Origin of the sequence: Ornithinibacillus contaminans (genome assembly GCF_001038425.2) — a bacterium.
Classification (GTDB): domain Bacteria; phylum Bacillota; class Bacilli; order Bacillales; family Amphibacillaceae; genus Ornithinibacillus; species Ornithinibacillus contaminans.
Genome location: NZ_LDPV02000036.1, coordinates 77,205 through 104,163, shown reverse-complemented (window position 1 = coordinate 104,163; position 26,959 = coordinate 77,205). Strand labels below are relative to the sequence as shown.

Here is a 26,959-nt window from a genome sequence, read left to right as displayed (position 1 = left end):
TTCCAATGTACAAATCTAGCACACAACTATTAAATCACTTTAAGGATCACGCTACCATCTACGTATTTATGATTATTTTATTCCTAACAGGCATTGTCTTTGGGGCAATAATTGTTAATAGTATGGGCTTTGAACAAAAACAAGGACTATATTTTTACTTAGAACGGTTTTTTGGACTTGTTTCAACAGAAAGCACTATTAATAATCAGGATATTTTAAAAGACAGCTTCTATTACCACGCAAGGTATTTACTCTTGTTATTTATATTGGGCTTATCGGTAATTGGTCTTCCAGTTGCTTGGTTATTGATTTTTTTAAAGGGATTGGTAATTGGGTTCTCGGTGGGCTTTATGGTAAATCAACTAGGAACAAATGGATTTTTACTAGCTTCTTTTTCCATCGCACCACAAAATTTATTTGTCATCCCAATTTATATTGTTGCTGGTAGTTTATCAATGATATTCTCAATTGGGTTGTTGCGGAAGCTATTTGCAAGAAAAGTAACATTAACACAGCCAATTTTGCAACCCTTTCTTAAATACAGTACAATCTTTGCATTATTAGTTGGATTCTCAGTCGTACCTGCGTTAATTGAGGCATATGTTTCAAATGAAGCAATGGTTTCGTACATTAAATCATTATTCGAATCATAACCAGAACATAATCTAGACCATTTCAATAAATATATGCTTTGACACTCCTTTTCTGTGTGCATATAATAAAGATGGGATATGAGGAGGAGATCGCCGTGGAACATCGAATTGATCACATAAAAAAGCAACTTCACGCACAAAGTTATAAGCTCACACCACAACGTGAAGCAACTGTACGCGTGTTACTAGAGCGTGAAGCAGACCATTTGAGTGCAGAGGATATTTACTTACTTGTAAAAGAAATCGCACCAGAAATAGGTCTTGCTACTGTGTATCGCACCTTAGAATTATTATCAGAGTTAAAAATAATCGATAAAATCAACTTTGGCGATGGTGTCTCCAGATACGACCTACGTAAAGAGGGCGCTGAACACTTCCATCATCATCTCGTTTGTATAGAATGTGGTTCAGTCGAGGAAATAATGGAAGATTTATTAGGTGATGTAGAAAAACTGATTGAAAGTGATTGGGGATTTAAGGTTCAAGATCATCGGTTAACCTTTCACGGATTATGCAAAGTCTGTCAAAAGGCTGCAGTAGAGACGACATCATCATAAAAATGCCTTTTCATATTGGAGAAGGCATTATTTATTTTAACGTTAAATCTGTTTATTGTGCGATTTTGGTGTAAACTAAAGATAAGTTGTCCGTCTAGTAAAAAATAGGACTAGATTTCTAGTTAGTATGTATAAAGTAAATCTTTTTTGGCATATCTTTTACTATTACGTATTTAGTAAGGGAGGTATGCCCGAAATGAGAAAAATGGTTTGGGATACAGTAAAGGTATTTATTATATTCATAGCTTGTACGTTTTTGTTTTATTTCGGTCTACAGGTTATGCACGCTGAGTATGAGCAATTCCATCGGTATGATACACCCGAAGGACCTTCTGTAAAAGTTTTTAATAGTGAAGAAAGTTTTATGGATCGTTTAAACATATTTTTTCGATTAGGGGAGTAGTAGAATGCTAAACGATGCTTATAATGATTACTTTCATTATCTACAAGTCGAACGTGGATTATCTGACAATACTCTTTTGTCGTATAAGCGGGACTTGAAAGCGTATATGGATTACGTAAACTATAATCGTCAGTATGCTACATGGAATGAGACGACTAGAACTGATATTATAACTTTTTTGTATGCGCTTAAGGATAGTGGGAAATCAGCAGCTACCATTGCGAGAACTATTTCAGCAATCCGGCAATTTCATCAGTTTTTGGTGCGAGAAGAACTAGTCAAACATGATGCGGCATTACATATTGAAACACCGAAGAAGGAACGAAAACTACCAGATGTTTTATCGATTGCAGAAGTAGATAAATTGCTTCAAATTGATGGTAATTCTGCTTTAGCAATACGTAATAAAGCAATGCTAGAATTAATCTATGCAACAGGGCTTCGAGTTAGTGAGCTTATTTCCTTAAAACTAAATGACTTACATTTGACGATGGGGTTTGTTCGTTGTTATGGAAAAGGATCCAAAGAAAGAATTGTTCCGTTAGGTGACGTGGCACAGCAAGCACTTGAACAATACTTGCAATCTGCTAGACAAAATCTATTAAAAAAGAATAGAGAAGAACATGTTCTCTTTCTAAACCAGCATGGTAGACCAATGACAAGACAAGGGTTTTGGAAGATTCTTAAAACATTAGCTAGAGAAGCTAATATTACAAAAGATATAACACCACATACACTTAGACATTCTTTTGCTACTCATTTATTAGAAAACGGTGCAGATTTACGTGCAGTACAGGAAATGCTAGGGCATGCGGATATTTCTACGACGCAAATCTATACACATGTTACCAAAACGAGATTAAAGGATATGTATAAATCTTTTCATCCTCGTGCGTGATTTTCTTAATCAACTAGTTGTCTGACATCCTACAACCAAAATGTTAGAACATAGAAAAATAAAAAATAGACAACATAACAACTGGGAGGTAATTCGCTTGTCAAAATTTGAACGAGTTTTTTTAATTGTAATGGATTCTGTTGGGATTGGAGAAGCACCAGATGCAGAGCAATTTAATGATTTAGGTGCTGATACACTTGGTCATATTGCTGAGCATATGGACGGGCTGAAAATGCCAACGCTTGGAGAACTTGGTTTAAGTAATATTCGTGAGATCGCGGGTATTCAAAAAGCCGCTACACCAAAAGCACATTATACAAAAATGCAGGAAGCATCGAATGGGAAAGACACGATGACTGGACATTGGGAAATTATGGGGCTACATATTAAACAGCCGTTTCAAACATTTCCTGATGGATTCCCACCTGAATTAATTGCTGAACTAGAGTCTAGAACTGGTCGCAAGGTTATTGGTAATAAACCAGCTTCTGGAACAGAAATTTTAGATGAACTTGGGAAAGAGCATATGGAAACAGGCGCTCTTATCGTCTATACTTCGGCTGATTCAGTGTTGCAAATTGCTGCACATGAAGAGATTATTCCAATTGAAGAACAATATCGTATATGTGAAATTGCACGTGAGCTTACATTAGATGAAAAATATATGGTTGGCCGAGTTATCGCAAGACCATTTGTAGGCATGCCGGGAGCTTATGAGCGTACATCAAACCGCCATGATTATGCATTAAAACCATTTGGAAGAACTGTCATGAATACACTTAAGGATGAGGGCTATGATGTAATTGCGCTTGGAAAGATATCTGATATTTATGATGGGGAAGGCGTTACAAAAGCAATTCGGACAAAGGATAATGATGATGGCATGGTGAAGTTAGTAGAATCCATGGATATGGAATTTAACGGGATTAGCTTTTTAAATCTAGTCGATTTTGATGCTAAATACGGGCATCGTCGTGACCCACAAGGATATGGGGTGGCATTAGAAACTTTCGATGCACAAATGCCTGAAGTTTTAGAAAAGCTTAAGCCAAATGATTTATTAATTATTACTGCAGACCACGGGAATGACCCTGTACATCACGGTACAGATCATACACGTGAATATGTGCCATTATTAGTATATTACAAAGCAATTGAAGCTGGTAAAGAATTAGCAATCCGTGAGACCTTTGCTGATATTGGTGCAACGATTGCAGACAATTTCGATGTTGAATTACCAAAGCATGGGAAAAGCTTTTTAACTGAAATCTAATTGGGGAGAGATAACATATGGATTTTCAAAAAATTAAAGAGGCTAGTCAATTTATTGAAAGTAAATTAACCGTAAAGCCTGAGCTAGCATTAGTTCTTGGTTCTGGATTAGGTGTATTAGCAGAGGAAATAGAAAACCCTACTATTATTTCTTATCAAGAAATCCCTTATTTTCCTGAATCAACAGTTTCGGGTCATAAAGGACAATTAGTTATCGGAACATTAGAGGGTAAAACGGTACTAGCAATGCAGGGACGCTTCCATTTTTATGAAGGCTATACGATGCAACAAGTTACGTTTCCAATGCGTGTGATGAAACAGCTTGGCATCCAGTCTTTAATTGTGACGAATGCAGCGGGTGGAATAAATGAAACATTTAACCCTGGAGATTTGATGATTATTACAGACCACATTAATAATATGGGAACTAGTCCACTAATTGGACCTAATGATGATCGGTTAGGTGCTCGATTCCCTGATATGTCTCAAGGCTATGATAAAGCCTACATCCAACACGCTTTACAATGCGCGGAAGAGCTAAACTTATCCGTACAAACTGGTGTATACGTTGGGAATACTGGGCCAGCTTACGAAACCCCAGCTGAAGTAAGAATGCTTCGTACACTGGGTGGTGATGCGGTAGGTATGTCAACTGTTCCAGAAGTCATCGTTGCAAGTCATGGTAATATGCGAGTGTTAGGAATTTCTTGTATATCAAACATGGCTGCTGGAATATTAGATCAACCATTGACCCATGATGAAGTAATGGAGACAACTGATATGGTGAAGCAGAACTTTTTACAGTTTGTAAAAAAAATAATTAGTTCCTTACCAATGAACAGATAAGGAGGTAGTATCCATGAGAATGTATGACATCATTGAAAAAAAACGTGATGGGAATGAATTGACGGAAGAAGAAATTCGTTTTTTCGTAGAAGGCTATACTAATAATCAAATTCCAGACTATCAAGTTAGTGCATTATTGATGGCAATCTACTTTCAGGATATGACGGAGACAGAACGTGCGCTACTTACGACTGCTATGGTTGATTCTGGCGATAAGATTGATCTATCGGGAATAACAGGAACAAAAGTAGATAAGCATTCAACTGGTGGTGTAGGTGATACAACAACATTAGTATTAGCCCCGTTAGTCGCTTCTGTTGGTGTACCAGTCGCTAAAATGAGTGGTCGTGGATTAGGACATACCGGTGGAACAATTGATAAACTAGAATCAGTTCCAGGTTTTCATACCGAAATTACTAATGATGAGTTTATTAATTTAGTTAATAAAAATAAGGTTTCTGTTATCGGACAAACGGGGAATTTGACCCCTGCCGATAAAAAGCTTTACAGTCTTCGTGATGTAACCGCAACGGTAAATTCAATACCGTTAATTGCAAGCTCCATAATGAGTAAGAAGATTGCCTCTGGTGCAGATGCTATTGTATTAGATGTAAAAACTGGTGCTGGAGCATTCATGAAAGAACTTCATGATGCAAAGGAATTAGCACGAGCAATGGTTTCTATTGGGAAACAGGTTGGCAGAAATACGATGGCGGTTATTTCAGATATGAGTCAGCCGCTAGGATTCGCAATTGGAAATACATTAGAGGTTAAGGAAGCTATCGATACCTTAAAAGGTAAGGGACCCACAGACTTAACGGAATTATGCTTAGTTCTAGGAAGTCAAATGGTTCTGCTAGCAGGAAAGGCAACTAGTATGGCTGAAGCAAGAAGTATGTTAGAAGAGAACTTAGAGAATGGAAAAGCATTTGAGCATTTTAAATTATTCCTAAGCTCCCAAGGTGGCGATGCGGCTGTTGTTGATAATCCAGAGTTAATGCCAAAAGCCTCAAAACAGATTGATGTGCTTGCGAAACAATCTGGGGCAGTTGAAACAATGATTGCCGATAATATTGGTACTGCTGCAATGATGCTCGGTGCTGGAAGAGCAACTAAGGAATCTGAAATCGATCTTGCAGCAGGTATAATGTTACATAAGAAGGTTGGCGATTCTGTAAAAGCCGGAGAACCGCTACTCACAATTCATACCAATATTAATGATGTGGATCCTGTGATTGCACTATTGGAAAATAGTATTGTAATTGCGACACATGAAGTGAAAGCTCCAAAATTAATTTACGAAACAATAACTGAATAAGGATAACGAGGCAGGACATAAGTTAATTAGCAGTAAAAAGATGAGCAATGCAGGCTCCCTGAAATAGGTAGTCAGCAGTAATGTTCCTCTATTACGTGCTAGAGATTTAAGTCCATGCCTTTTTTTGTGTAAATTTTTAAGTAAGTATGTAAAGACGTTATAAGTTTGTTTAAATTTGGCAATCCTAGAGTTATATTGATTGCTGGAGGTTAAACAATGAAAAAATATGTTCTAATGTTTAGTTTACTATTTTTCACATTCTCTGTTTTGTTGAATACAGTGAGCGCTCAAGAAAGTGAGCAGTCACAAGAGGAGGATACATATGATTTAGCACCTGATGCAAAATCCGGCATTTTAATTGAACGAGATACAGGTAAAGTTTTATTTGAAAAAGAGGCAAATGAGAAATTACCACCTGCTAGTATGACCAAGATTATGACATTGCTTTTAATTATGGAGGAGCTTGAAAAAGGTACACTTACCAAAGATGATGTTGTCCGTGTTAGTGAAAACGCAGCTTCCATGGGTGGCTCACAGATATTTCTAGAAGCTGGCGAGGAAATGAAAGTAGATGATTTACTAAAAGGTATCGCTATCGCTTCCGCAAATGACGCAAGTGTCGCTATGGCAGAACGAATTGCGGGAAGTGAAGCGGAATTTGTGAAAAAAATGAATGCCAAAGTAAAAGAATTGGGACTGACCGATACAAAGTTCCAAAATGCATCTGGCCTTCCTGCAAGTGATCACTATAGTACGGCATATGATATGGCGATGATTGCAAAAGAATTATTAAGCTATGAAAGTATAACGAATTATACGTCTGTATATGAGGATTATCTACGCAAGGGAACAGATAATGAGTTTTGGCTCGTGAACACGAATAAACTAGTGCGGTTTTATCCTGGTGTAGATGGATTAAAAACAGGATTTACAAATGAAGCTAAATATTGTTTGACCGCTACTGCCAAAAAGGGCGATATGCGAGTTGTTGCAGTTGTTATGGGTGCGGAAACACCTAAACAACGTAATGCAACAGTGTCAAACATGCTAGATTTTGCATTTAACACCTATGAAACGAAGAAATTATTTGATAAAGGGCAGGCAGTTACATCGCTGAACCTGTTAAAAGCAGAAAACAATCACGTCAATGTCGTTGCATCCGAATCCGTTAGCACCGTGTTTAAAAAGGGTGAATCGATGGATAAATTAACAACATCCGTACAGTTAGACGAGGTAAATTTACCGTTAACTAAAGGAGAAAAAGTCGGTACATTGCTCGTAAAAAATGGTGAGAAGGTAGTATTAGAAACGCCAGTAGTAGTGGAGCAGGACGTAAAAAAAGCAAGTTATTTTACATTGTTAAAACGTTCAATTCAAAAACTGTCGAAAAATGATTGATTTTTTCTAGTTTGCAAGAATTATTTCTTCTTTTGTCTTATAGCAGGATTTTTCCCATTTAATAAAGAATTGTACTTACAAAGGAATGTAAGGAGGACTATAAATGGGGCTAGAGTTTTCATTTGAAGTAAAAGAGGATGTGCTAATTGTTCGTTTAGCTGGCGAGCTTGACCATCATGAAGCAGAAGAATTACGCAATCAGTGGAAGGACATGCTTTATCTAAATCCGGTGAAACATGTTATATTAAACCTTGAGAAGGTTAGCTTTATGGATAGTTCTGGGCTTGGCGTTGTCCTTGGAAGGTATAAGGAAGTTCTTCAGTTAGGAGGACAAATGGTTGTTTGTTCCATACCACATTCAATTAAACGTTTGTTTGAAATGTCTGGTATGTTTAAAATTATTCGCCTAGAGGAGAATGAAGAGTTTGCGTTAGAAATGTTGGGGGTGGCTTCATGAAAAATGAAATGCATGTTGAATTTTCGAGTGTAAGTGAAAACGAATCGTTTGCACGTGTAACTGTGGCGTCGTTTGTTGCACAGCTTGATCCAACGATGGATGAATTAACCGAAATCAAAACGGTTGTTTCAGAAGCTGTTACAAATGCGATTATTCATGGCTATAATAATGAGCCAGATCATAAGGTTGCCATTACGTGTAAATTGCATGAAGATGGTGAGATTGAGCTGACAATTCGTGATTTTGGCATCGGCATTAAAGACGTAGAAGAGGCAAGACAGCCGCTTTATACGTCAAAACCAGAGTTGGAACGATCTGGGATGGGCTTTACCATTATTGAAAATTTTATGGATTCTGTTGAGGTTATTTCGTCATTTGGTGAAGGTACCTCGGTACACATGAAAAAGCAGTTAACTAACAGCAAAACGGTTTATAATTAAGGATGCGTGCCTATGGATGTTAATGTAAAGCATGATAACCGAAGTGAACCGTTAACAGATGAACAGGTCAAAGCGTATATTTTAAAAAGCCAGCAAGGCGATAAAGATGCTCGAGATTTATTAGTAGAAAAAAATATTCGATTGGTATGGTCTGTTGTCCAACGATTTATGAATCGTGGCTATGATCCGGATGATTTGTTTCAAATTGGTAGCATTGGGTTAATAAAGTCGATTGATAAATTTGATTTATCGTATGATGTCCGTTTTTCGACGTATGCCGTTCCAATGATTATTGGAGAAATTCAGCGGTTTCTACGCGATGATGGAAGTGTCAAAGTTAGTCGTTCTTTAAAAGAAATTGGAAACAAAATCCGTAAGAAAAAAGATGAGTTAACGAAGCAATATGGGCGTTCCCCGACGGTGAATGAAATTGCAGATGCACTTGAAATTTCACCAGAAGAAGTGGTTCATGCACAAGAAGCTTCTAAAGCACCCCATTCGATTCATGAGACGGTGTTTGAAAATGATGGGGATCCAATTACACTCTTGGATCAAATTGCCGACCAAGATTCCAATTGGTTTGATAAGCTTTCTTTGCAAGAAGCCATTCGGGGACTAAACGAACGGGAACGATTAATATTGTATTTGCGATACTATAAGGATAAAACCCAATCTGAAGTAGCCGAAAGACTTGGTATTTCACAAGTACAAGTGTCCAGATTGGAAAAGAAAATTCTATTTGATATGAAAAATAAAATGGATCCATGAAGTTAGAAAAACTGGAACATTAGTGATTTAGACTAGGTAAAATCTTAACGATAGCATATTGGCGAAGCGAAATATGTGTGTGTTAGATTTTATACCTACTAATATCACAAATGTCTCAGTTTTTTTATGTTCTTACAGAAGTGAAATGATTGGATTTTTAATTATAATATTTCTATTTAAACCAATACTAATGAGTATCAAATTAAATTCTTGAGGTGATTCCGAATGGAAGGCATCGTTTATCTCCGAATGCGCAAGCGGTTGGAAATTAATAATCCAATGGTAATTAAATTAAAGGATGTCGCTTATATATCATCCAACACTAATACGTTCCTCCAAGAATTAGAAGAAATAAAGATTTACCAAATAACAAAAAAGGATAAAGAAATCGTAATAATAGACAGCTTTATTCTAATCCAACATTTGAACAAAATGTACCCGGATATTGAGGTTCAGCTAGTAGGACCAGAACAAACCATCATCCAAATAAGTAAGTATCGAAAACAACCGAATATCCTCGTAGTAGCTTTTGTCTGGTTGCTGTTGTTTGTTGGTACTGCGATGACAATAATGAATTTTCATTATGATGTAAGCATGCAAGAAGTTCATCAAAAATTACATTATTTATTAACAGGTGAGGAGAATAAATACCCGTTATGGATTCAAATTCCATACTCATTTGGTCTGGGGATTGGCATGATTCTATTTTTTAACCATTGGTTTCATAAACGATTTAATGAGGAACCAAGTCCACTAGAGGTGGAAATCTACAACTACCAACAGTCACTAGATGATTACGTTATTTTTCATGAGAATGTATTAAATGATCCTGACCATCGTCACTAATCTTTTACAAGTTATCATCGGTTTTTCTGGTGGACTTGCTGTTGGTTGCGGATTGGTAGCATTTTTGACAGTACTTGGGATTATCCCTCGATTAATTCAATTAAGCAGAACACTACATTTGGTAAAAGTATATACAGCGTGTGTAATAATTGGATCGTTATTTGGCACATACTTGTCGTTTTCGGCTATTACTTGGAATCACCCGAATATTTTATTAGCAATATGGGGGCTGTTGCATGGGATTTTTAATGGGATGCTTGCTGCTGCATTAACGGAAGTATTAAACGTCTTTCCGTTGGTGTCGAAGCGAATCAGACTAGAAAATAAACTAATCATTCTGATGATGGCAATTGTTTTTGGTAAAATTTTCGGCTCATTATTTCAATGGATTATTTTGGTTAAGTAGGTTGAATGGAGGAACGAATAGTGACACAAGGAATTTCATCCAGCACGAAGGAAAATGCAGCCTATATGAAAGAACGAGTAGGGGTCGGTACATCCTTTGATGTTGGCTTTCGTGAAATAGTCATTCTAAAGACAAATGTTCAGCTATATTATGTAACAGGGCTAATCGATAGCTTGATTATACAAGATATAATTGAGGAACTAGTTAATTTAAATGATCATGAGAAGGAAAGAAAAAAAGTAGCAGAAATTATTCAGAATCGCTTAATCCATCAACAAGTTAATACAGTCAAAACAATGGATGAAGCAGTAGATCAGATTTTATCAGGATTAATTGTACTATTTATTGACGGTGAACGGACTGCTTTTGTAGTAGATGTACGTAGTTATCCAGGCAGGTCACCGCAAGAACCTGATACCGAAAGAGTGATTCGTGGTTCGCGGGACGGTTTTACTGAAAATATAATTGAAAACACAGCCTTAACAAGAAGAAGAATACGTGATGAGCGATTACGACATGAGATGCTAAAAGTGGGGGAACGCTCAAAAACAGATGTTTGTTTAGCGTATATAAAGGATATAGCGGATGATGGCTTAGTAAAATTACTTCGCGACAAAATTGAAGAAATTGAGATTGACGGGATTACAATGGCAGAAAAATCGCTTGAGGAGTTTATTGTAAAGCGAAATTGGAATCCGTATCCAATGGTCAGATATACGGAGCGACCTGATGTTGCGGCAAATCATTTATTAGAAGGGCATGTCTTAATTATCGTAGACACATCGCCAAGTGTCATTATAGTGCCTACTACATTCTTCCATCATTCCCAACATGCGGAAGAACATCGACAAGCACCAGTAATTGGAACATTTATCCGTTGGATACGCTTTCTGGCGATTTTTGCTTCGATTTTCCTACTTCCAACATGGTTATTGTTTGTGCAGGATCCAACATTGTTACCAAAGGCATTATCGTTTATCGGACCAAATGAAGAAGGGAATATCCCGGTTGTGGTTCAATTAATCTTAGGTGTCATCGGAATTGAATTTTTACGTATGGCGGCCATTCATACACCAACAGCCCTTTCAACTGCTATGGGATTAATTGCTGCTGTTTTAATCGGACAAATTGCTATTGATGTTGGTTTGTTAGGTCCAGAAGTGATTTTATACACATCTATTAGTGCAATCGGTTCTTATGTTACACCTAGCTATGAGCTTAGTGTAGCGAATAAAGTAGCAAGTTTAGTACTGTTACTCTCTACGGCTTTCTTCGGATTAATTGGCTATTTGATTAGTGTTACGTTATTTGTGCTATCGCTAATTGGTTTACGTTCTTTACAAACCCCATATTTATGGCCGTTTATTCCATTTAACGCGAAAGCAATGTTAACGACATTGATACGTATTCCAACACCTTTAGCCAATACAAGACCAAGTATTGTTCATCCAAAGAACACGTATCGTCAACCAGTGAAGAATAGATAATCCGTAATAAATAATATCCTGGGCTACTGCCTAGGATATTATTTCTTTAGTTTTTAGACAGGTTATGATAAATTTTGTATAGGTTAAAACGAAATTTGTAGGTTGGTGAGGGGAAATGGCATTGGATAACTTTCCATATCAAATTAACACAAATGGGCATTTAGAAATTGGTGGTATCGATACAATTGAGCTGGCAACTAAATACGGAACACCATTGTATGTGTATGATGTGTCCATCATCAGACAGCGTTGTAGAGCATTCGTGGATACCTTTGGGAAACTGGGCGTAAAGGCTCAAGTAGCCTACGCAAGTAAAGCTTTCTCGTCCATTGCTGTTTTACAAGTAATAAAGCAAGAAGGATTATCAGTGGATGTCGTTTCAGAAGGGGAATTATATACCGCGCTACAAGCTGGGATTGATCCGAAACGGATTCATATGCATGGAAATAACAAAAGCCAACGTGAGCTAGAAATGGCGATTACGCATAAGATTGGTTGTATCGTAGTTGATAATTTTAATGAAATTACTCTTTTAACTGACTTATTGAAGAAGCATCAGTATAAAATGGACGTTATTATTCGGGTCACACCTGGAATTAAGTCAGATACTCACCATTATATTATGACAGGTAATGAGGATTCAAAATTTGGCTTTGATCTTCATAACGGACAGGCTGAAGAAGCGTTTGCGCAGTTAATGAATAACGAATGGATTCGTTTTAAAGGATTCCATTGCCACATTGGATCACAGATTTTTGATACAGACCGTTTTGTTTTAGCTACTAATATTTTGTTTGAGAAAATTTCCGATTGGAAGACAACATATAATTACATACCAGAGGTCCTAAATTTAGGAGGTGGATTTGGAATACGCTATACGGATTCTGATCGACCAATCCCACTTCAAGATTATGTAGTCCGATTAGTTGAAACCGTATCGGAACACTGTCGCAACCTCCAAATACCAATTCCTGAAATTTGGATTGAACCAGGGCGTTCGATTGTAGGAGATGCAGGTATTACCCTATATTCAGTTGGCTCAACGAAACATATTCCAGGTATTCGTGATTATGTTTCGGTTGATGGTGGTATGTCAGATAATATTCGTCCTGCCTTGTATCAGGCGAAATACCACGGCGTATTAGCAAATAAGGCAGACCAACCAGTCGAAACAACCGTTTCGATTGCGGGTAAGTGCTGTGAATCGGGTGATATGCTTATATGGGACTTGCCGCTGCCGAATGTATCGAGTGGTGATGTTCTTGCAGTTTTTTCTACCGGAGCATATGGCTATTCAATGGCAAGCAATTATAATCGAATCCAAAAAGCAGCAGTCGTATTTGTCGAAAATGGAATCGATAAATTAGTTATTAGGCGGGAAACCCCTGAAGATATTGTAAGTCATGATTTATCCTATGAATAATAGAGTGCAAACCCTTTTAATAACCTGATAGAAATGGTATTATTACAAGTATTGATAGATGATAGGAGATGTAACAAATGACAAGAAAAGGTTATATATTAATGGAAAATGGAAATAAAATAGAACTTGAATTCTATCCGAGCGAGGCGCCTGGTACTGTTGCTAACTTTGAAAAATTAGCAAACGAAAATTTCTATGATGGCTTAACATTTCATCGCGTAATCGATGGTTTTGTTAGTCAAGGTGGTTGCCCAATAGGAAATGGTACAGGTAATGCTGGATATACGATCAAATGTGAAGCTACTCAAAATACACATAAACATATAGAAGGAACCTTATCGATGGCCCATGCAGGTCGTGATACAGGAAGCTGTCAATTCTTTATAGTTCATGAGCCACAGCCTCATTTGGATGGTGTTCATACCGTATTTGGTCAAGTTACGTCAGGGATGGAATTTGTAAAAGAAATGCGAAATGGCGATGTAATGAAGGAAGTTCGTGTGTTTGAAGTGTAATTTAATTTTAGCTAGGAAGGTATTATGAATATCATTTTATTGCTGTTTCTCGTATTTATTGTCGCCCCAATAAGTAATCTAATTCATGAATTAGGGCATTTGACTGGTGCAAAGCTTGCCAAAGCAGATGCAATTAGAGTACATATTGGCAGGGGAAGAAAAGTATTTCAAGTTGCAATTAACCAGATTGAGATTGTTATTGGAATAGTATTTATTTCCGCTGGTGTAACCGAAAGCAGACGAGATAGAACATACAAGTCATATGAGGTAATCTATATAACCTTATTAGGACCCTTGTTTAATGCAATAGCTGTTTTCATCTGTTACCTTTTGTATGAAGTAGTTAGAAATGAGTTTCTCTTACTTATTATGCTTTATAATGGTTGGCTATTTATGATGAACTGTATTCCGTTTAAGATGAAAGACCAAGCATCGGATGGTTATATCGTGCTCAAGGAAATATTTGGTAAATAGTTTTAAAAGAACAAGCTTTTGTCTATGCTAATAAAGGATGGAACAAATTGAAACAGCGCACAAAAAATATTCTATTATTTGTAATCTTAAGTCTGGTTAGTATCACGTGGGGATTTATCTATTGGATCATCATTAGCCAGTAACTAAGTGAATTTGACAAATATAGTTTAATAGGTCATAAATATATATAACTCCAATTAAAAACTAATCTTTATTTATTGCTTTAATCAACTGTATTAAAGTTATACACATAATGAGGGGTAACTATGTTAAATCGTTATAAAAAAAATTCCGAAAAAATTGCAATGGGTTTATTATCTTTTATGCCAGAAGAAAAGGATATAAAAAAATTGCAGCATACCATTAAAGAATATGAGACCAATCCAGATTGGCATCTTTACTTATGGAAAGAAGAGGATGTGATTGGTGCTATCGGTCTTCGCCTAAGTGGTGATAAGGCAACTATTCAGCATATTTCAGTAAATCCATCTCATCGAAATTCTGGTGTCGGTAAAAAAATGGTTCACGAAATAAAAAAACTGTACGATAATAAGTATGAAGTTATCGCAGAAGAATCCATTGAACAATACTACAAGCATTGTATACAGGAAGATGAGCTTGGATAAGGGAAGCATTTGACGCTAGAAATTACCATTTCTACATGAAAAAAACCAGCCCTAAATTAGCTTAGGGCTGGTTTTTATTACAAAATCATTCAGTTGTTGTGGAATCATATTAATCGTAGCTAAGAATTATTAGTTTAGAACCAAGCAGCACCAACAATAATTAGAAGAATAAATAATACTACGATTAAAGCAAATCCTCCACCGTAATTATATCCTGCACCCATTATAATTCCTCCTTTTTAAACTTAAATAAATGTTTTGGGTAACATTTATCTTACGCTAATAATTTATGTAGATATCTATCTTGATGTATAGGCGATTATACAAGATAACTATAAAAAATCTTTAGAGTGTTATAGGAAAAAATCAACTCTAATTCAGAAAGGGCGAGCCATATGAATCAAGCATATCAAGTAAAATTAGCTACATTTGAAGGTCCGCTTGATTTGTTATTACATCTTATTAATCAATATGAGATCGATATTTACGATATCCCAGTTGCCCAAATTACGGAGCAATATATGAATTATATTCACACAATGCAGCATCTGGAGCTTAATATTGCAAGTGAATACCTAGTAATGGCCGCTACACTACTTGCAATCAAGAGTCAAATGCTGTTACCTAATCAAGAACTCGATGATGAAAATGAGGAATATATAGAAGATCCTAGAGAAGAATTGATGCAACGCTTAATCGAATATCGTAAATTTAAGGAGGCGGCAGAAACCTTTAAAGAAAAAGAGCTGGAGGCAAACCAAATTTTCACAAGACCACCAGTTATTTTTGAGGACTTAACCGTTGAAAAAACAATTGTACAAGGGGATATTTCCATTTACGATATGCTTGGTGCATTAGGTAAAATGCTAGAAAGAAAGAAATGGAAGGAACCACTGGAAACGAGAATACAAAAAGCCGAAGTACCAATTGAACAACGAATGGACGAGGTATTAGAGCTTGTAAAACGTTCACGAAAAACTGGTATTTCATTTGATCAAATGTTTACACAACGAACCAAATCCCATATTGTTGTTACCTTTATGGCGATACTCGAATTGATGAAGATTAATCAGGTTACCTGTAAACAAACGAAACACTTCGATACGTTATATGTATTTTACTCGGGGGATGAAGAATAACATGAAAAATGTTAAAGCCATAGTTGAAGGGTTGTTATTTGCTTGTGGTGATGAAGGAATCACCATCAAAGAGCTTGCAAAAATTATGGATATTTCGGTTAAGTCTGTTGAACACTTAATTGAAGAATTGAAATATGATTACGAGCATACTAGTCGTGGGATCATGATTATGCAATCACATGATGTGTTCCATTTAACAACTAAACCAGAGCATAGTGAATACTATAAAAAACTACTTGAAACACCACATGCAAGTAGAATGTCACAGGCAGCTTTAGAAACGCTTGCGATAATTGCTTATCAACAGCCGATTACACGCTCAGAAATTGATGATATTCGTGGTGTGAAAAGTGATCGACCAGTTCAAACCCTTCTTGCTAGATCGCTAATAGAAGAAGTCGGGCGGAAGGATGGAGTTGGACGTCCGGTATTATTCGGTACGACAAAAGACTTTTTAACTTATTTTGGGTTAACCTCATTAGAGGAATTACCACCATTACCAGAGAATATGGAAGCACATGAACTAGAGGAAGAGGCTGATTTATTCTTTGATCGATTTAGTGAGCTAGAAGAATCGACTAAACAATAAACGAATAGAATGTAACACCTACATGAATAGTGAGTAATGTCATCAACGGATGATGTTACTCGCTATTCTTTTGGTTATGGCTACTTTTGAATTTAACATAATGCTACGTTTTTTTAGCATAATCAACTCGTCTAAACATAAAATGTATAGTAAAATTTTTATATTTTTACTGCGATAACGAGTAATCCAACGGCTAGTATTAGCCGAGAATATCGTTTTTCATAATGGGAGGACACACAATGCGGGTTTGTATTTTGATGGTATTATCTGTTGTGTTGGTAAGTTTATTTTTTCCAATAGTTGGACATGCTGCTACGTCTACACCATCTGTATCAGCAAATAATGCGGTATTACTAGAACAATCAACTGGTAGAATTTTGTTTGAAAAGGGCGCACATGAAAGACAGAGCATCGCCAGTATAACGAAAATTATGACGGCCATTATAGCGATAGAATCTGGTAAGATGAGCGAACTAGCTACCGCGAGTAAAGAAGCGGTTTATACGGAAGGTTCTTCGATTTATTTAAAACAGGGAGAAAAGATGCGATTGGAAGATCTAGTTTATGGCCTAATGCTACGTTCAGGTAATGATGCCGCAGTAACTATTGCTGAACATGTGGGGGGCAGTGAAGAAGGATTTGTGTTTTTAATGAATGAAAAAGCAAAATGGTTAGGCATGACCAATACCCATTTTGATAATCCACATGGACTAGATTCCGAGACTCATTATTCTTCAGCTTATGATATGGCTCTCCTTATGCGTTATGCCATGAATAATGAGCAGTTTGTTGAAATAACTGGTTCAACATCCTTTAAATCGGAGAATCGTGACTATAGCTGGCGTAATAAAAATAAATTACTAACTGTTTTTTATAAATATTGTACCGGTGGTAAAACAGGCTTTACGAAACAAACGGGTAGAACGCTTGTGTCAACTGCTTCCAAAGACGGAATGGATTTAATTGTCGTCACGTTAGATGCCCCAGATGATTGGCGTGATCATATGAATCTATTTGAGTGGGGGTTTGAAAACTATGATATGCATTCGTTATCAAAAAAAGGAATTATTAATGTCCCTCTGCATTCTGGCGAACAAGTGAAGGGATTCACCTCAGAAGATGTTGTTTATCCATTAACTGAAAATGAAAAAGAAGAAGTAACTAGTAAAGTAGTTCCTGTTGAGCCGCTCCACAAAGAATTTGAAAAAACTATTGTTGGAAAGCAGTTTTATGTTTTAGATGATAGTCCAATAGCTGAAGTTGCAATATTTCAAGCTGATAAGCCAGAGCAAAAATCCAATTTTTTCGCTGACATCATAGCCGTTTTTAAACAAATTTTTAGGATGAGCTAATATGGTTAATCTAATCTGGGCATTTATGGCGATTATTGGAATCATATATGCAATGTTTAATGGCACGATGGATGAAGTGAATAAAGCGATCTTTGAAAGTACGGACGAAGCTGTTACGTTATCTATTGGGTTAATTAGTGTCTTAGTCTTTTGGTTAGGAATCATGAGAATTGCAGAAGAAGCTGGTATTTTAGCCGTCCTTGCGAAACTATTTCGACCTATTGTGGAACGGTTATTTCCAGATATTCCTAAGGATCATCCTGCAATAGGTTATATTTTATCCAATATAACAGCTAACATTTTTGGGCTCGGTAACGCTGCTACACCGATGGGAATAAAGGCAATGGAGCAGATGAAGCAACTAAGCGGTTCTGATACAGCATCAAGGTCGATGATTACTTTTCTAGCAATCAATACCTCTAGTTTAACTATTATTCCTACCACAGTAATTGCTATACGAATGCAATATGATTCTGCTGCCCCTACTGAGATAGTAGGGACTACGATTCTAGCAACTATAGCTTCTACCTTAAGTGCCATTATCATTGACCGGATATTTTATTATCGGAGTGTATGGAGGAAATAACATGGGGGTAATTGCACAAGTAAGTATATGGATAATACCAGTGTTTATTCTAGTTGTTTTATTGGTTGCCTCCTGGCGAAAAGTACCGACATATGAATTGTTTGTTGAAGGAGGAAAAGAAGGTGTTAGTATGGCATTTTCTTTACTTCCTTTTTTAGTAGGAATGATTGTTGCTATTGCTATATTTCGAAGCTCAGGAGCACTCGATGCAATTATTGGCTTGATTTCTCCAATCTTATTATATGTCGGTGTTCCACCAGAAATTGTACCGTTAGCACTTGTCAAGCCGATTTCGGGTTCTGCGGCACTCGGAATAACGAGTGAATTAATCGCAACCCACGGACCTGATTCGTTTATTGGTCGATTAGCCTCTACGATGCAGGGAAGTACCGACACAACCTTATATATCTTAACGGTATACTTTGGTGCAGTTGGTATTAGAAAAATGGGGTATTCATTAAAGGTCGGATTGCTGGCTGACTTAATTGGAATTATTTCAGCAATCATTATTGTTACATTAGTATTTGGTTAAGAGAACAGATTTCGATCTGTTCTCTTATTTTTGTAAATATGGCTTTAAGTGTTATAATAACAATCATCAAGCACGTATACGATTGTGGGTTACTTAAAAGTTCCACACTTATTTTTTCAAACTTGATGGGAATCTGACATTATTTTAAGGTAACGTAAGGTTATCGCTATTTTAATGGCAGTAAACATAACAGAGATAGGGATTAATGGTGATAATATGACAAATACATACGAACGTCTGCAGAAGGTTATTGCGCAAAGCGGTATAACATCAAGAAGAAAGGCAGAGGGACTTATCGAAGCAGGGAAAGTAAAAGTAAATGGTAAGGTTGTAACCGAATTAGGTACCAAGGTTTCCCCAGATGATATCATTGAGGTGGATGGTGTTCAACTAGTCAAAGAGCCACCGGTTTATTATGCATTTTACAAGCCAAGAGGCGTTATATCCAGTGTATCGGATGATAAAGGAAGAAAAGTTGTAACCGACTTCTTTCCAGAAATAGAGGAGAGAATTTATCCAATTGGTAGATTAGATTATGATTCATCAGGCCTTTTACTCCTAACGAATGATGGGGAGTTTGCAAATTTAGTGATGCATCCGAAATACGGAGTCGAAAAGGGATATGTAGCGAAGATAAAAGGTATTCCTTCAAAAATGGATTTAGCGCGATTGCGAAAAGGTGTAAAGGATAAAGGTGAATTACTTAAAGCTATTAACTACCAGGTTATTTCTACAGACAAAAAGAAAAATACGACCATTCTCGAGCTAACATTACGGGAAGGGAAAAACAGACATGTAAGACGCATGATGGAACAGGTAGGATTTCCGGTATTAAAATTGAAACGAGAGCGGTATGGCTTACTCACATTAGATGGGTTGAGAGCAGGAGAGTATCGTAAGCTTAATCCAAAGGAAGTAAAGCAAATGCGTAATCTTGCTTCTAAAATTGTTGAAGATTAGACAAATTTTCTTCTCCAATAAATGGTATAATTGGGCGGGGAGTGGTGTTAGTGCGTGTTGAGCAAGCAAAGGTAACCAAATCAAAAAAGAAGAAAAACCGTTTGATTTTCCGTTCTATAATCTTAAGTTTACTAATATTAGCTGTTGTCTATGCCTTGGTTGTAAATTTATCGAAGGATAAAACGATTTATGACATAGGGGATCAAGCACCAGATTTTCAATTAGCACAAATAAATAACAATAATGATTTAGAGACCATACGTTTAAGTGATTTTCGTGGAAAAGGCGTCATGTTAAACTTTTGGGGAACTTGGTGTGAGCCTTGTAAAGCAGAAATGCCATATATGCAAAAAGTATACCCAGAATATCAACAAAAAGGGGTAGAAATAGTTGCAGTGAATCTTGATACAACAGAATTAGTTGTTGATCGTTTCATTGATAAATATGAACTAACTTTCCCAGTACCGCGTGACACAAAGGACCAAATTCGTGATTTATATAAAATCGGGCCGATACCGAGTACATTTTTTATTAATCCTGATGGAGAGATAGTGGAAATAGTGGAAGGACCGTTAACGCTTGAACGATTAGAAGGATATTTAGAGCAAATTCGTCCAGAATCATAATTATCAGTGAGGGATAGTAATGAATCATATTAAATGTGAATGTGGACACGTGAATCCAGAAGGAACAGTACTCTGTGAAGCGTGTGGTAAGCCAATTGAAATGAATCAGCATATTGACGGTAATGATACAAAGAAATTACTGAATATGCGATATGAGGGTAGTGCAAGAAGGTCAAAAACATACAACAAAACAATCGTTGATAAAATATGGAACTTCTTTTCTTCGGTTAAGGTAGGTGTTTGGTTAATCCTGATTGCATTGATCGCGTCAGGTATAGGAACTTTACTACCACAGGAACAATATATACCAGCCGAGGCCATATCAAGGGATCCGGCAATATTTTATCCGGAGACATATGGTATTTTCGGTAAAATCTTTTATCAATTAGGCTTTCATAATTTATACGCTTCCTGGTGGTACTTGATTGTAATTGCCCTTATTGGTATTTCACTTGTTGTATGTAGTCTTGATCGATTTATTCCATTATATAAAGCATTAAGAAGACAAAAGCCGAAGCGTCATGAGTCATTTATCAACCGCCAGCGTTACTACAGTGAAAGTGAAAACGCTGACGTGAATGATTTAGATATCGTTAAAGAACGGTTACGAAAACAACGGTACCGTATAAAAGAAGAAGATGGACATGTTGTAGCAGAAAAGGGTAGATTTTCTAGATGGGGTCCGTATGTGAATCATATCGGTCTAATTATCATTCTGTTAGCTGCATTATTACGAACGACACCATTAATGTATTTAGATGATTATGTCTGGGTACGTGAAGGGGAGCTTAAGGTAATCCCAGGTACAGATGGAGAATACTACATCGAAAACAAAGCGTTTATCCTAGAGACCTATGATCAAAATGATGAGCGGTTTAAAGATGCTCTAGAAAAAGAAGGGGTTATTGTTCCGAGTAATTTCCAAAGTAATGTCGTTATCTACCGGCCAAAGAATTCGGAAGTTATTGGTGCTGAAACCGAAATGGAAAAAGTTACAGAAGCAGAAATTCGCATGAATGCACCACTGAAGCTCGATGGATATGCTCTTTATCAACAAGGATATCAATTAAATGAATTCTCAAAGATGACCTTTAGAGTCTATGAAATGAACGACCCAGAAGCAGATGCAATTGGTGAATTTACCATTGATTTATTTGATCCGCAATCAACCTATGAATTAGATAATGGCTTTAAAATTGATGTGGCAGAGTACTATCCAGATTATCAAATAACAGATGACGGAGTTAAATCCATTACAAAGGATTCTAACAATCCAGCATTTGTGTTTAATCTTTTTCCACCAGAAAGTGAAGACTACGAGATTAGTTTTGTTGGTGATGTAATTGGTGCGGCAGAAGATTTAGGTATTGATACCTCTGTAGTTGAGTTACAACCAATGGGAAATGTGATTGGCTCATTTGCTCCTTCTGTTGATCCAACAGGCGAAAACCAATATCGTATTTTAATTGATTCAATTGATTTTGACCGAAAAAGTGGTCTTACTGTAAGACGAGATTTAACAATTCCGATTTTTGCCATTGGTGCAATTATCTTCATGCTAGGAGTTATCCAGGGGATGTACTGGCAACATCGTAGAATATGGATTCATCCAAAAGGTAGAAATGTATTATTAGCAGGACATACTAATAAAAACTGGTTTGGGTTAAAGAAAGATATTGAGAAAGCTATCGCTGGAACTTCGATAGTGATGGTAGAAGATCAAAATGAAGAGAAGTAAGGTGTTGAAGGAGGAAGCTCATGGAGAGTTTATTAAGTACTAGTAGTACGGCGTTATTTACTGCGTTTATTTTATATTTAGTTGCAACTTTATTCTTTGGTGCAACGATAAAAGATAAGACTAGCGACAAATCGAAAAGAGGATTTGCTGGTAAAATTGCGATAACCCTTACGATAATAGGGTTTATCGCCCAGCTGACCTATTTTATTACCAGGTGGATGGCAGCCGGACATGCTCCTGTTAGTAATTTGTTTGAATTTACAACCTTCCTGGGGATGTGTTTAGTTTTTGCTTTTATCATTATTTACTTTATCTATAAGCTAAGTGTATTGGGACTGTTTGCTTTACCAATTGCAATGATTATTATTGCTTATGCTAGCATGTTTTCTAGAGAGGTAGCACCTTTAGTACCTTCTCTACAAAGTCATTGGTTAGCAATCCATGTCTCTACTGTTGCATTAGGCCAAGGTATATTATTTATAAGTTTTGTTGCAGGATTAATCTATCTGGTAAGACAGGTTGATCAATCTGTACGTAGTGCACGAACGATATCATTAGAAATAGTAATCTATTCTTTATTTTTATTCATTGGCTTTATCGTAAGTACTTCAGTCTTTAATGCGATGGGTTATAGTGCGAGCTTTGAGTATGAACTAAGTAATAAAACATTAACGAGTGAATATACGTTACCAGCTATTGCTGCTCCTAATGATGGGACATTGTTAACTGAAAACGTTATGCAGCCATTATTTGATACTCCTGCATGGATGCATGGTGCTGATGCCGGTAAAAAATTCAACACCGTTATTTGGTCGTTTTTAGTTGGTAGTATCATTTATGGATTAGTTCGTTTACTACTTCGGAAGCGAGTTGGAGCAGCGATTCAACCATTACTGAAGAACGTTAATCCTGATTTAGTAGACGAAATCAATTACCGGGCTGTTGCAATTGGATTCCCTGTATTTACCTTAGGTGGCTTAATCTTTGCCTCTATCTGGGCACAAATAGCCTGGGATCGCTTTTGGGGTTGGGATCCAAAAGAAGTTTGGGCACTTATTACTTGGTTCTTTTATGCGGCATACCTACACCTTAGACTTTCTAGAGGATGGCATGGAGAGCGTTCTGCATGGCTAGCTGTTGTTGGGTTTGCTATTATTATGTTTAATTTAATTGTAGTAAATCTTGTATTAGCTGGACTTCATTCCTACGCATAACAAGTATAAGAAGACATGACATACTCGCTTTTTTGTTGTGTTTTCTTATGCTTTTTTAATTACATGGTATATACTTGGAACTAGTATGTAGATTCCTATATTATATATAGTTGAATTTTTTGAAGGGGGAGCATATCAATGAATAAAAGTGCAAAGGTACTTGTAGTTGATGATGAAGAAAGAATCCGCCGCTTAATTCGGATGTATTTAGAACGTGAAGAATTTATAGTTGAAGAAGCAGAAAATGGTGTTGAAGGACTAGAACTAGCACTGCACAATGAATATGATGTCATACTGTTAGACATTATGATGCCAGAAATGGATGGTATTGAGGTTTGTCAGGAATTACGAAAAGAAAAAAACACACCTGTTATTATGCTTACCGCTAAGGGTGAGGAGACAAATCGAGTACAAGGATTTGAAGTTGGCACTGATGATTATATCGTTAAGCCATTTAGCCCTCGCGAGGTTGTTCTTCGTGTGAAAGCATTGTTAAGAAGAACAGCTACAAAAGGATATGGTGAAGTAAATGGACAAACGAAAGACTTATTAGTGTTCCCACATATTACAATTGATTATGATGCACATCGCGTAACAGCAGATGGGCAAGAGGTAGGCTTAACACCTAAGGAATATGAATTATTATGCTATCTAGCTAAATCGCCAGATAAAGTGTTTAACCGAGAACAATTACTAAAAGATGTTTGGCAATATGAATTTTTTGGTGATTTGCGCACTGTTGATACACATGTTAAACGTTTACGAGAAAAATTAAATAATGTTTCCAAAGAAGCCGCAAAAATGATTGTTACGGTTTGGGGAGTTGGATACAAGTTTGAGGTAGATGATGAATAATGTTTTGGCGTAGTGTTGTTGGGAAACTAGCAGTGACAATTATGTTGCTAGTTTCTTTTGTATTATTTGTACTGACAATTTTTCTATTAGAATTCTTCGAGAACTTTCATATCCAAGAAGCAGAAGAAGATTTGGCACAAACTGCCATCAAGCTATCGGTCATGGTAGAAAATCACGAAGACAATTCACTTATTTACGAAACAACTGATCGAGTAAAAGACCCACAAAGTAAAGTTCTGATTGTTTTTTCTGATGGGACAACATGGGCTTCTGATACGGAAGATGTAGAATTATCCAATTTAAATGAAGAATGGTTTATGGATAATTCGGCCATTTCTGAAGTATTGACAAATACAGAGCCAGTAAAAAAACAAATTCAAATTCCTAATCAAGACTTAGGGGTAATGCTTGTTGGTATTTCAGTACCAAACACAGATGCAGCTGTATTGGTTTACCAGTCACTGTCGGTAGTAGATAAAACAAAATCTGAAACGACGAAAATTATTTTAGGAGCTGCTGGTGTTGCAATAGTATTAACGACGATATTTGCGTTCTTTTTATCTACTCGTATTACATCACCATTAATTAAGATGCGTGAGGCTGCCTTTGATTTAACAAGAGGCGAGTTTAATACGAAGGTACCTATCTTAACACATGATGAAATTGGCGAACTAGCTATGGCGTTTAATCATATGGGTAGACAGCTTAAGTTTCATATTAACGCCTTAAGACAGGAGAAGGAGCAACTATCAAGTATTGTTAATTCCATGGCAGATGGTGTTATTACATTAAGTCGCAACGGGGATATTATTGCGACCAATGGACCTGCCGAGCGATTTATTGAAGATTGGTATTTTGAGAAGAATATTGTTCAGTCTGATGGCAAACAAAAGCTTCCCAATGAACTTTATGAGCTGCTGCAAGCCGTAATTGATGGGGAAAAAGAAGTATTAGAGGAAATAAGCATACAGGGTCGGACCTGGGTAATGATTATGACACCATTATATGATCAAGCTTATATTCGTGGTGCAGTGGCCGTAATGCGTGATATGACAGAAGAACGTCGATTAGACAAGTTGCGGAAAGATTTTATTGCCAATGTTTCACATGAATTACGAACACCGATATCAATGCTACAAGGCTATAGTGAGGCTATCGTTGATGATATCGCCGAATCAAAAGAAGAGAAAAATGAATTAGCACAAATTATTTACGAGGAATCACTGCGTTTAAGTCGACTTGTAAACGAACTACTTGATTTAGCTAGTATGGAAGCAGGGCATTTGTCACTTAAACTTGAAAAAGTTGAGATCACACCATATGTAGAACGCATTTATCGTAAATTTAAAGGGATTGCTGATGAAAATGAGATTGAATTTATGTTGGTGAACAACATTACCGAATCCTATGCGTGTTTTGACCCGGATCGAATGGAACAAGTATTTACCAACTTGATTGATAATGCAATCCGCCATACGAATCAAGGTGGATTTGTAAAAGTACATGTACATAATGATCCAGCGGCATTTGAAGTATCGATTGAAGATAGTGGAAGTGGAATACCTGAAGATGATTTACCATTTGTATTTGAACGATTTTACAAGGCGGATAAATCACGTACAAGGCAGAAGCATGTAAAAGGAACAGGTCTTGGACTATCGATTGCTAAAAATATCGTAACATCACATAATGGTACGATTACCGTCAAAAGTAAGTTACAAGTTGGAACGACATTTCATTTTAAACTTCCGCAGAATAAAGAAAGTTAATCTTGTTTTTCTTGTATGGTGTGTTAGTATAGTGATTAGAATTGAATACATTAAAGTTGATGTTGGTGCATTTCGCTTAATAGGGAATCTAGTGAAAATCTAGAGCTGTCCTCGCAACTGTAAGTGATGACGAAATAAGCATATCCACTGTATGAATAATACGGGAAGGGCTTAAAGTAGGTTTGTAATCACAAGTCAGTAGACCTGCCAATTATCAGTTGTATCAATGATCCCGAGGATAGGACAATTGAGACATTTTCGTACATAAAAAGTATTCCATATGCTTATTTATGCTAATTAAGATGTCTAAAGAGTTAACCTTATCGGAGGTTAACTCTTTTTTGTCTTCCTGTTCTCAGAATTACTGTAAATGGAGGATGAGGAAATGAGAAAGTATTTACATTTGATTGGGATTTTAGTAGTTGGTCTTATTCTATTGGTTGGTTGTACAGACGAGAAAGCAACTGAAAACAAGCAAGAAAATAGCCCAAATCAAGAAGTAGAAACAGAGCAGCAAGAAACCATTACAATTCAACTAAAGGTATCGCTTGATAAGGAATCGGAAGTAGTAGAGGATAAGCAAGTTGAAGTTGAATCAGGTGCAATCCTATTAGACGTGATGAAGCAAAATTTTGAGATAGAGGAAACAGATGGCTATATTACGTCAATTGAAGGAATTAATGATGATTCTGGAGAACTTAAAAAAGCTTGGTTGTTTTATATAAACGGTGAGTTTGCTTCAAAAGGTGCTTCAGAAACAGAACTTTCAGATGGTGATGAAGTCTTATTTGATTTTCAATCATGGGAATGAT

General features: G+C 36.6%; 31 protein-coding genes and 1 riboswitch. Of the genes, 30 read left to right on the top strand and 1 reads right to left on the bottom strand.

What is annotated here, in order from left to right:
* Positions 1-5 precede the first annotated feature (5 nt).
* From spoIIM to JF53_RS09180, 18 genes are all read left to right on the top strand, one after another.
* The gene (gene spoIIM, locus JF53_RS09265) at positions 6-653 is read left to right on the top strand and encodes a stage II sporulation protein M (RefSeq protein ID WP_047979986.1); all 648 of its coding nucleotides are present in this window, start codon (positions 6-8) and stop codon (positions 651-653) included.
* 95 nt (positions 654-748) lie between these two features.
* Positions 749-1,210 carry a ferric iron uptake transcriptional regulator gene (fur, locus tag JF53_RS09260; RefSeq protein WP_047979987.1) on the top strand — a complete coding sequence of 154 codons (462 nt, stop codon included), beginning with the start codon at positions 749-751 and terminating at the stop codon, positions 1,208-1,210.
* A 196-nt stretch (positions 1,211-1,406) separates the two neighbouring features.
* Complete coding sequence (locus tag JF53_RS09255; protein WP_053071841.1) at positions 1,407-1,613, top strand: DUF4227 family protein; 207 nt, start codon at positions 1,407-1,409, stop codon at positions 1,611-1,613.
* 4 nt (positions 1,614-1,617) lie between these two features.
* Entirely contained in the window at positions 1,618-2,511 is an 894-nt protein-coding gene (xerD, locus tag JF53_RS09250) for a site-specific tyrosine recombinase XerD (protein ID WP_047979989.1), read from the top strand.
* 97 nt (positions 2,512-2,608) lie between these two features.
* Positions 2,609-3,784 carry a phosphopentomutase gene (gene deoB, locus JF53_RS09245; protein WP_047979990.1) on the top strand — a complete coding sequence of 392 codons (1,176 nt, stop codon included), beginning with the start codon at positions 2,609-2,611 and terminating at the stop codon, positions 3,782-3,784.
* A 17-nt stretch (positions 3,785-3,801) separates the two neighbouring features.
* Positions 3,802-4,629, top strand: a complete 828-nt coding sequence (locus tag JF53_RS09240) for a purine-nucleoside phosphorylase (protein ID WP_047979991.1) — start codon at positions 3,802-3,804, stop codon at positions 4,627-4,629.
* Positions 4,630-4,642: 13 nt separating this feature from the next.
* Positions 4,643-5,947 (top strand): pyrimidine-nucleoside phosphorylase, encoded by a 1,305-nt coding sequence (locus JF53_RS09235; protein WP_047979992.1) that lies wholly within the window; start codon positions 4,643-4,645, stop codon positions 5,945-5,947.
* Between the two features lie 216 nt (positions 5,948-6,163).
* Positions 6,164-7,345: a D-alanyl-D-alanine carboxypeptidase family protein gene (locus JF53_RS09230; RefSeq protein ID WP_047979993.1), complete on the top strand. Its 1,182-nt coding sequence runs from the start codon at positions 6,164-6,166 to the stop codon at positions 7,343-7,345.
* A 103-nt stretch (positions 7,346-7,448) separates the two neighbouring features.
* Positions 7,449-7,802 (top strand): anti-sigma F factor antagonist, encoded by a 354-nt coding sequence (gene spoIIAA / locus JF53_RS09225; protein WP_047979994.1) that lies wholly within the window; start codon positions 7,449-7,451, stop codon positions 7,800-7,802.
* Entirely contained in the window at positions 7,799-8,242 is a 444-nt protein-coding gene (spoIIAB, locus tag JF53_RS09220) for an anti-sigma F factor (protein ID WP_047979995.1), read from the top strand. Before spoIIAA ends, spoIIAB begins: the two co-directional genes overlap by 4 nt.
* 12 nt (positions 8,243-8,254) lie before the next feature.
* Positions 8,255-9,010: an RNA polymerase sporulation sigma factor SigF gene (gene sigF / locus JF53_RS09215; RefSeq protein WP_047979996.1), complete on the top strand. Its 756-nt coding sequence runs from the start codon at positions 8,255-8,257 to the stop codon at positions 9,008-9,010.
* 225 nt (positions 9,011-9,235) lie between these two features.
* The gene (locus JF53_RS09210; RefSeq protein ID WP_047979997.1) at positions 9,236-9,856 is read left to right on the top strand and encodes a stage V sporulation protein AA; all 621 of its coding nucleotides are present in this window, start codon (positions 9,236-9,238) and stop codon (positions 9,854-9,856) included.
* Positions 9,834-10,262 (top strand): stage V sporulation protein AB, encoded by a 429-nt coding sequence (locus tag JF53_RS09205; RefSeq protein ID WP_047979998.1) that lies wholly within the window; start codon positions 9,834-9,836, stop codon positions 10,260-10,262. Before JF53_RS09210 ends, JF53_RS09205 begins: the two co-directional genes overlap by 23 nt.
* 5 nt (positions 10,263-10,267) lie before the next feature.
* Entirely contained in the window at positions 10,268-11,749 is a 1,482-nt protein-coding gene (locus JF53_RS09200; protein WP_047979999.1) for a spore germination protein, read from the top strand.
* Between the two features lie 115 nt (positions 11,750-11,864).
* A complete protein-coding gene (lysA, locus tag JF53_RS09195) occupies positions 11,865-13,172 on the top strand; it encodes a diaminopimelate decarboxylase (RefSeq protein WP_047980000.1) in 1,308 nt (435 codons plus the stop codon).
* Between the two features lie 77 nt (positions 13,173-13,249).
* Positions 13,250-13,687 (top strand): peptidylprolyl isomerase, encoded by a 438-nt coding sequence (locus JF53_RS09190; RefSeq protein WP_047980001.1) that lies wholly within the window; start codon positions 13,250-13,252, stop codon positions 13,685-13,687.
* A gap of 24 nt (positions 13,688-13,711) precedes the next feature.
* The gene (locus tag JF53_RS09185) at positions 13,712-14,161 is read left to right on the top strand and encodes a site-2 protease family protein (RefSeq protein ID WP_047980002.1); all 450 of its coding nucleotides are present in this window, start codon (positions 13,712-13,714) and stop codon (positions 14,159-14,161) included.
* A gap of 266 nt (positions 14,162-14,427) precedes the next feature.
* Positions 14,428-14,787, top strand: a complete 360-nt coding sequence (locus JF53_RS09180; RefSeq protein ID WP_047980003.1) for a GNAT family N-acetyltransferase — start codon at positions 14,428-14,430, stop codon at positions 14,785-14,787.
* A 134-nt stretch (positions 14,788-14,921) separates the two neighbouring features.
* On the opposite strand, the gene JF53_RS09175 is transcribed toward JF53_RS09180, so the two are convergent.
* Positions 14,922-15,011: a YjcZ family sporulation protein gene (locus tag JF53_RS09175; protein ID WP_047980004.1), complete on the bottom strand. Its 90-nt coding sequence runs from the start codon at positions 15,009-15,011 to the stop codon at positions 14,922-14,924.
* A gap of 171 nt (positions 15,012-15,182) precedes the next feature.
* Here JF53_RS09175 and JF53_RS09170 point away from each other — a divergent pair, with 171 nt between their 5' ends.
* From JF53_RS09170 to JF53_RS09115, 12 genes are all read left to right on the top strand, one after another.
* Positions 15,183-15,926 (top strand): segregation/condensation protein A, encoded by a 744-nt coding sequence (locus JF53_RS09170; RefSeq protein WP_047980005.1) that lies wholly within the window; start codon positions 15,183-15,185, stop codon positions 15,924-15,926.
* Positions 15,916-16,515, top strand: coding sequence for an SMC-Scp complex subunit ScpB (gene scpB / locus JF53_RS09165; protein WP_047980006.1), 600 nt, complete (start codon positions 15,916-15,918; stop codon positions 16,513-16,515). The genes JF53_RS09170 and scpB overlap by 11 nt, the downstream gene beginning before the upstream one ends.
* Before the next feature lie 239 nt (positions 16,516-16,754).
* Entirely contained in the window at positions 16,755-17,867 is a 1,113-nt protein-coding gene (locus tag JF53_RS09160; RefSeq protein ID WP_047980007.1) for a D-alanyl-D-alanine carboxypeptidase family protein, read from the top strand.
* 1 nt (position 17,868) lies between these two features.
* Entirely contained in the window at positions 17,869-18,453 is a 585-nt protein-coding gene (locus JF53_RS09155; protein ID WP_047980008.1) for a nucleoside recognition domain-containing protein, read from the top strand.
* A gap of 1 nt (position 18,454) precedes the next feature.
* A complete protein-coding gene (locus tag JF53_RS09150; protein ID WP_047980009.1) occupies positions 18,455-18,985 on the top strand; it encodes a spore maturation protein in 531 nt (176 codons plus the stop codon).
* A 216-nt stretch (positions 18,986-19,201) separates the two neighbouring features.
* A complete protein-coding gene (locus JF53_RS09145; RefSeq protein WP_047980100.1) occupies positions 19,202-19,945 on the top strand; it encodes a pseudouridine synthase in 744 nt (247 codons plus the stop codon).
* A 50-nt stretch (positions 19,946-19,995) separates the two neighbouring features.
* Positions 19,996-20,571 carry a thiol-disulfide oxidoreductase ResA gene (resA, locus tag JF53_RS09140; protein ID WP_047980010.1) on the top strand — a complete coding sequence of 192 codons (576 nt, stop codon included), beginning with the start codon at positions 19,996-19,998 and terminating at the stop codon, positions 20,569-20,571.
* A 19-nt stretch (positions 20,572-20,590) separates the two neighbouring features.
* The gene (gene resB, locus JF53_RS09135) at positions 20,591-22,309 is read left to right on the top strand and encodes a cytochrome c biogenesis protein ResB (RefSeq protein WP_047980011.1); all 1,719 of its coding nucleotides are present in this window, start codon (positions 20,591-20,593) and stop codon (positions 22,307-22,309) included.
* Positions 22,310-22,329: 20 nt separating this feature from the next.
* The gene (gene ccsB / locus JF53_RS09130) at positions 22,330-23,523 is read left to right on the top strand and encodes a c-type cytochrome biogenesis protein CcsB (RefSeq protein WP_047980012.1); all 1,194 of its coding nucleotides are present in this window, start codon (positions 22,330-22,332) and stop codon (positions 23,521-23,523) included.
* Positions 23,524-23,661: 138 nt separating this feature from the next.
* A complete protein-coding gene (locus JF53_RS09125) occupies positions 23,662-24,378 on the top strand; it encodes a response regulator transcription factor (protein ID WP_047980013.1) in 717 nt (238 codons plus the stop codon).
* Positions 24,378-26,147 (top strand): ATP-binding protein, encoded by a 1,770-nt coding sequence (locus JF53_RS09120; protein WP_083443594.1) that lies wholly within the window; start codon positions 24,378-24,380, stop codon positions 26,145-26,147. The genes JF53_RS09125 and JF53_RS09120 overlap by 1 nt, the downstream gene beginning before the upstream one ends.
* 46 nt (positions 26,148-26,193) lie before the next feature.
* Positions 26,194-26,374, top strand: a riboswitch (cobalamin riboswitch).
* Positions 26,375-26,532: 158 nt separating this feature from the next.
* Positions 26,533-26,958, top strand: a complete 426-nt coding sequence (locus JF53_RS09115; RefSeq protein ID WP_047980015.1) for a DUF4430 domain-containing protein — start codon at positions 26,533-26,535, stop codon at positions 26,956-26,958.
* Position 26,959: the final 1 nt, after the last annotated feature.

Coding starts and splice junctions, on each gene's coding strand:
- spoIIAA (WP_047979994.1), top strand. CDS start 7,449: ATGGGGCTAGAGTTTTCATTTGAAGTAAAAGAGGATGTGCTAATTGTT.
- lysA (WP_047980000.1), top strand. CDS start 11,865: ATGGCATTGGATAACTTTCCATATCAAATTAACACAAATGGGCATTTA.
- JF53_RS09190 (WP_047980001.1), top strand. CDS start 13,250: ATGACAAGAAAAGGTTATATATTAATGGAAAATGGAAATAAAATAGAA.
- sigF (WP_047979996.1), top strand. CDS start 8,255: ATGGATGTTAATGTAAAGCATGATAACCGAAGTGAACCGTTAACAGAT.
- JF53_RS09155 (WP_047980008.1), top strand. CDS start 17,869: ATGGTTAATCTAATCTGGGCATTTATGGCGATTATTGGAATCATATAT.
- JF53_RS09205 (WP_047979998.1), top strand. CDS start 9,834: ATGATCCTGACCATCGTCACTAATCTTTTACAAGTTATCATCGGTTTT.
- JF53_RS09255 (WP_053071841.1), top strand. CDS start 1,407: ATGAGAAAAATGGTTTGGGATACAGTAAAGGTATTTATTATATTCATA.
- spoIIAB (WP_047979995.1), top strand. CDS start 7,799: ATGAAAAATGAAATGCATGTTGAATTTTCGAGTGTAAGTGAAAACGAA.
- JF53_RS09145 (WP_047980100.1), top strand. CDS start 19,202: ATGACAAATACATACGAACGTCTGCAGAAGGTTATTGCGCAAAGCGGT.
- ccsB (WP_047980012.1), top strand. CDS start 22,330: ATGGAGAGTTTATTAAGTACTAGTAGTACGGCGTTATTTACTGCGTTT.
- JF53_RS09240 (WP_047979991.1), top strand. CDS start 3,802: ATGGATTTTCAAAAAATTAAAGAGGCTAGTCAATTTATTGAAAGTAAA.
- JF53_RS09160 (WP_047980007.1), top strand. CDS start 16,755: ATGCGGGTTTGTATTTTGATGGTATTATCTGTTGTGTTGGTAAGTTTA.
- spoIIM (WP_047979986.1), top strand. CDS start 6: ATGTACAAATCTAGCACACAACTATTAAATCACTTTAAGGATCACGCT.
- JF53_RS09150 (WP_047980009.1), top strand. CDS start 18,455: ATGGGGGTAATTGCACAAGTAAGTATATGGATAATACCAGTGTTTATT.
- JF53_RS09200 (WP_047979999.1), top strand. CDS start 10,268: ATGGAGGAACGAATAGTGACACAAGGAATTTCATCCAGCACGAAGGAA.
- xerD (WP_047979989.1), top strand. CDS start 1,618: ATGCTAAACGATGCTTATAATGATTACTTTCATTATCTACAAGTCGAA.
- resB (WP_047980011.1), top strand. CDS start 20,591: ATGAATCATATTAAATGTGAATGTGGACACGTGAATCCAGAAGGAACA.
- JF53_RS09235 (WP_047979992.1), top strand. CDS start 4,643: ATGAGAATGTATGACATCATTGAAAAAAAACGTGATGGGAATGAATTG.
- JF53_RS09185 (WP_047980002.1), top strand. CDS start 13,712: ATGAATATCATTTTATTGCTGTTTCTCGTATTTATTGTCGCCCCAATA.
- JF53_RS09125 (WP_047980013.1), top strand. CDS start 23,662: ATGAATAAAAGTGCAAAGGTACTTGTAGTTGATGATGAAGAAAGAATC.
- JF53_RS09180 (WP_047980003.1), top strand. CDS start 14,428: ATGTTAAATCGTTATAAAAAAAATTCCGAAAAAATTGCAATGGGTTTA.
- scpB (WP_047980006.1), top strand. CDS start 15,916: ATGAAGAATAACATGAAAAATGTTAAAGCCATAGTTGAAGGGTTGTTA.
- JF53_RS09170 (WP_047980005.1), top strand. CDS start 15,183: ATGAATCAAGCATATCAAGTAAAATTAGCTACATTTGAAGGTCCGCTT.
- JF53_RS09230 (WP_047979993.1), top strand. CDS start 6,164: ATGAAAAAATATGTTCTAATGTTTAGTTTACTATTTTTCACATTCTCT.
- JF53_RS09210 (WP_047979997.1), top strand. CDS start 9,236: ATGGAAGGCATCGTTTATCTCCGAATGCGCAAGCGGTTGGAAATTAAT.
- JF53_RS09175 (WP_047980004.1), bottom strand. CDS start 15,011: ATGGGTGCAGGATATAATTACGGTGGAGGATTTGCTTTAATCGTAGTA.
- JF53_RS09115 (WP_047980015.1), top strand. CDS start 26,533: ATGAGAAAGTATTTACATTTGATTGGGATTTTAGTAGTTGGTCTTATT.
- JF53_RS09120 (WP_083443594.1), top strand. CDS start 24,378: ATGTTTTGGCGTAGTGTTGTTGGGAAACTAGCAGTGACAATTATGTTG.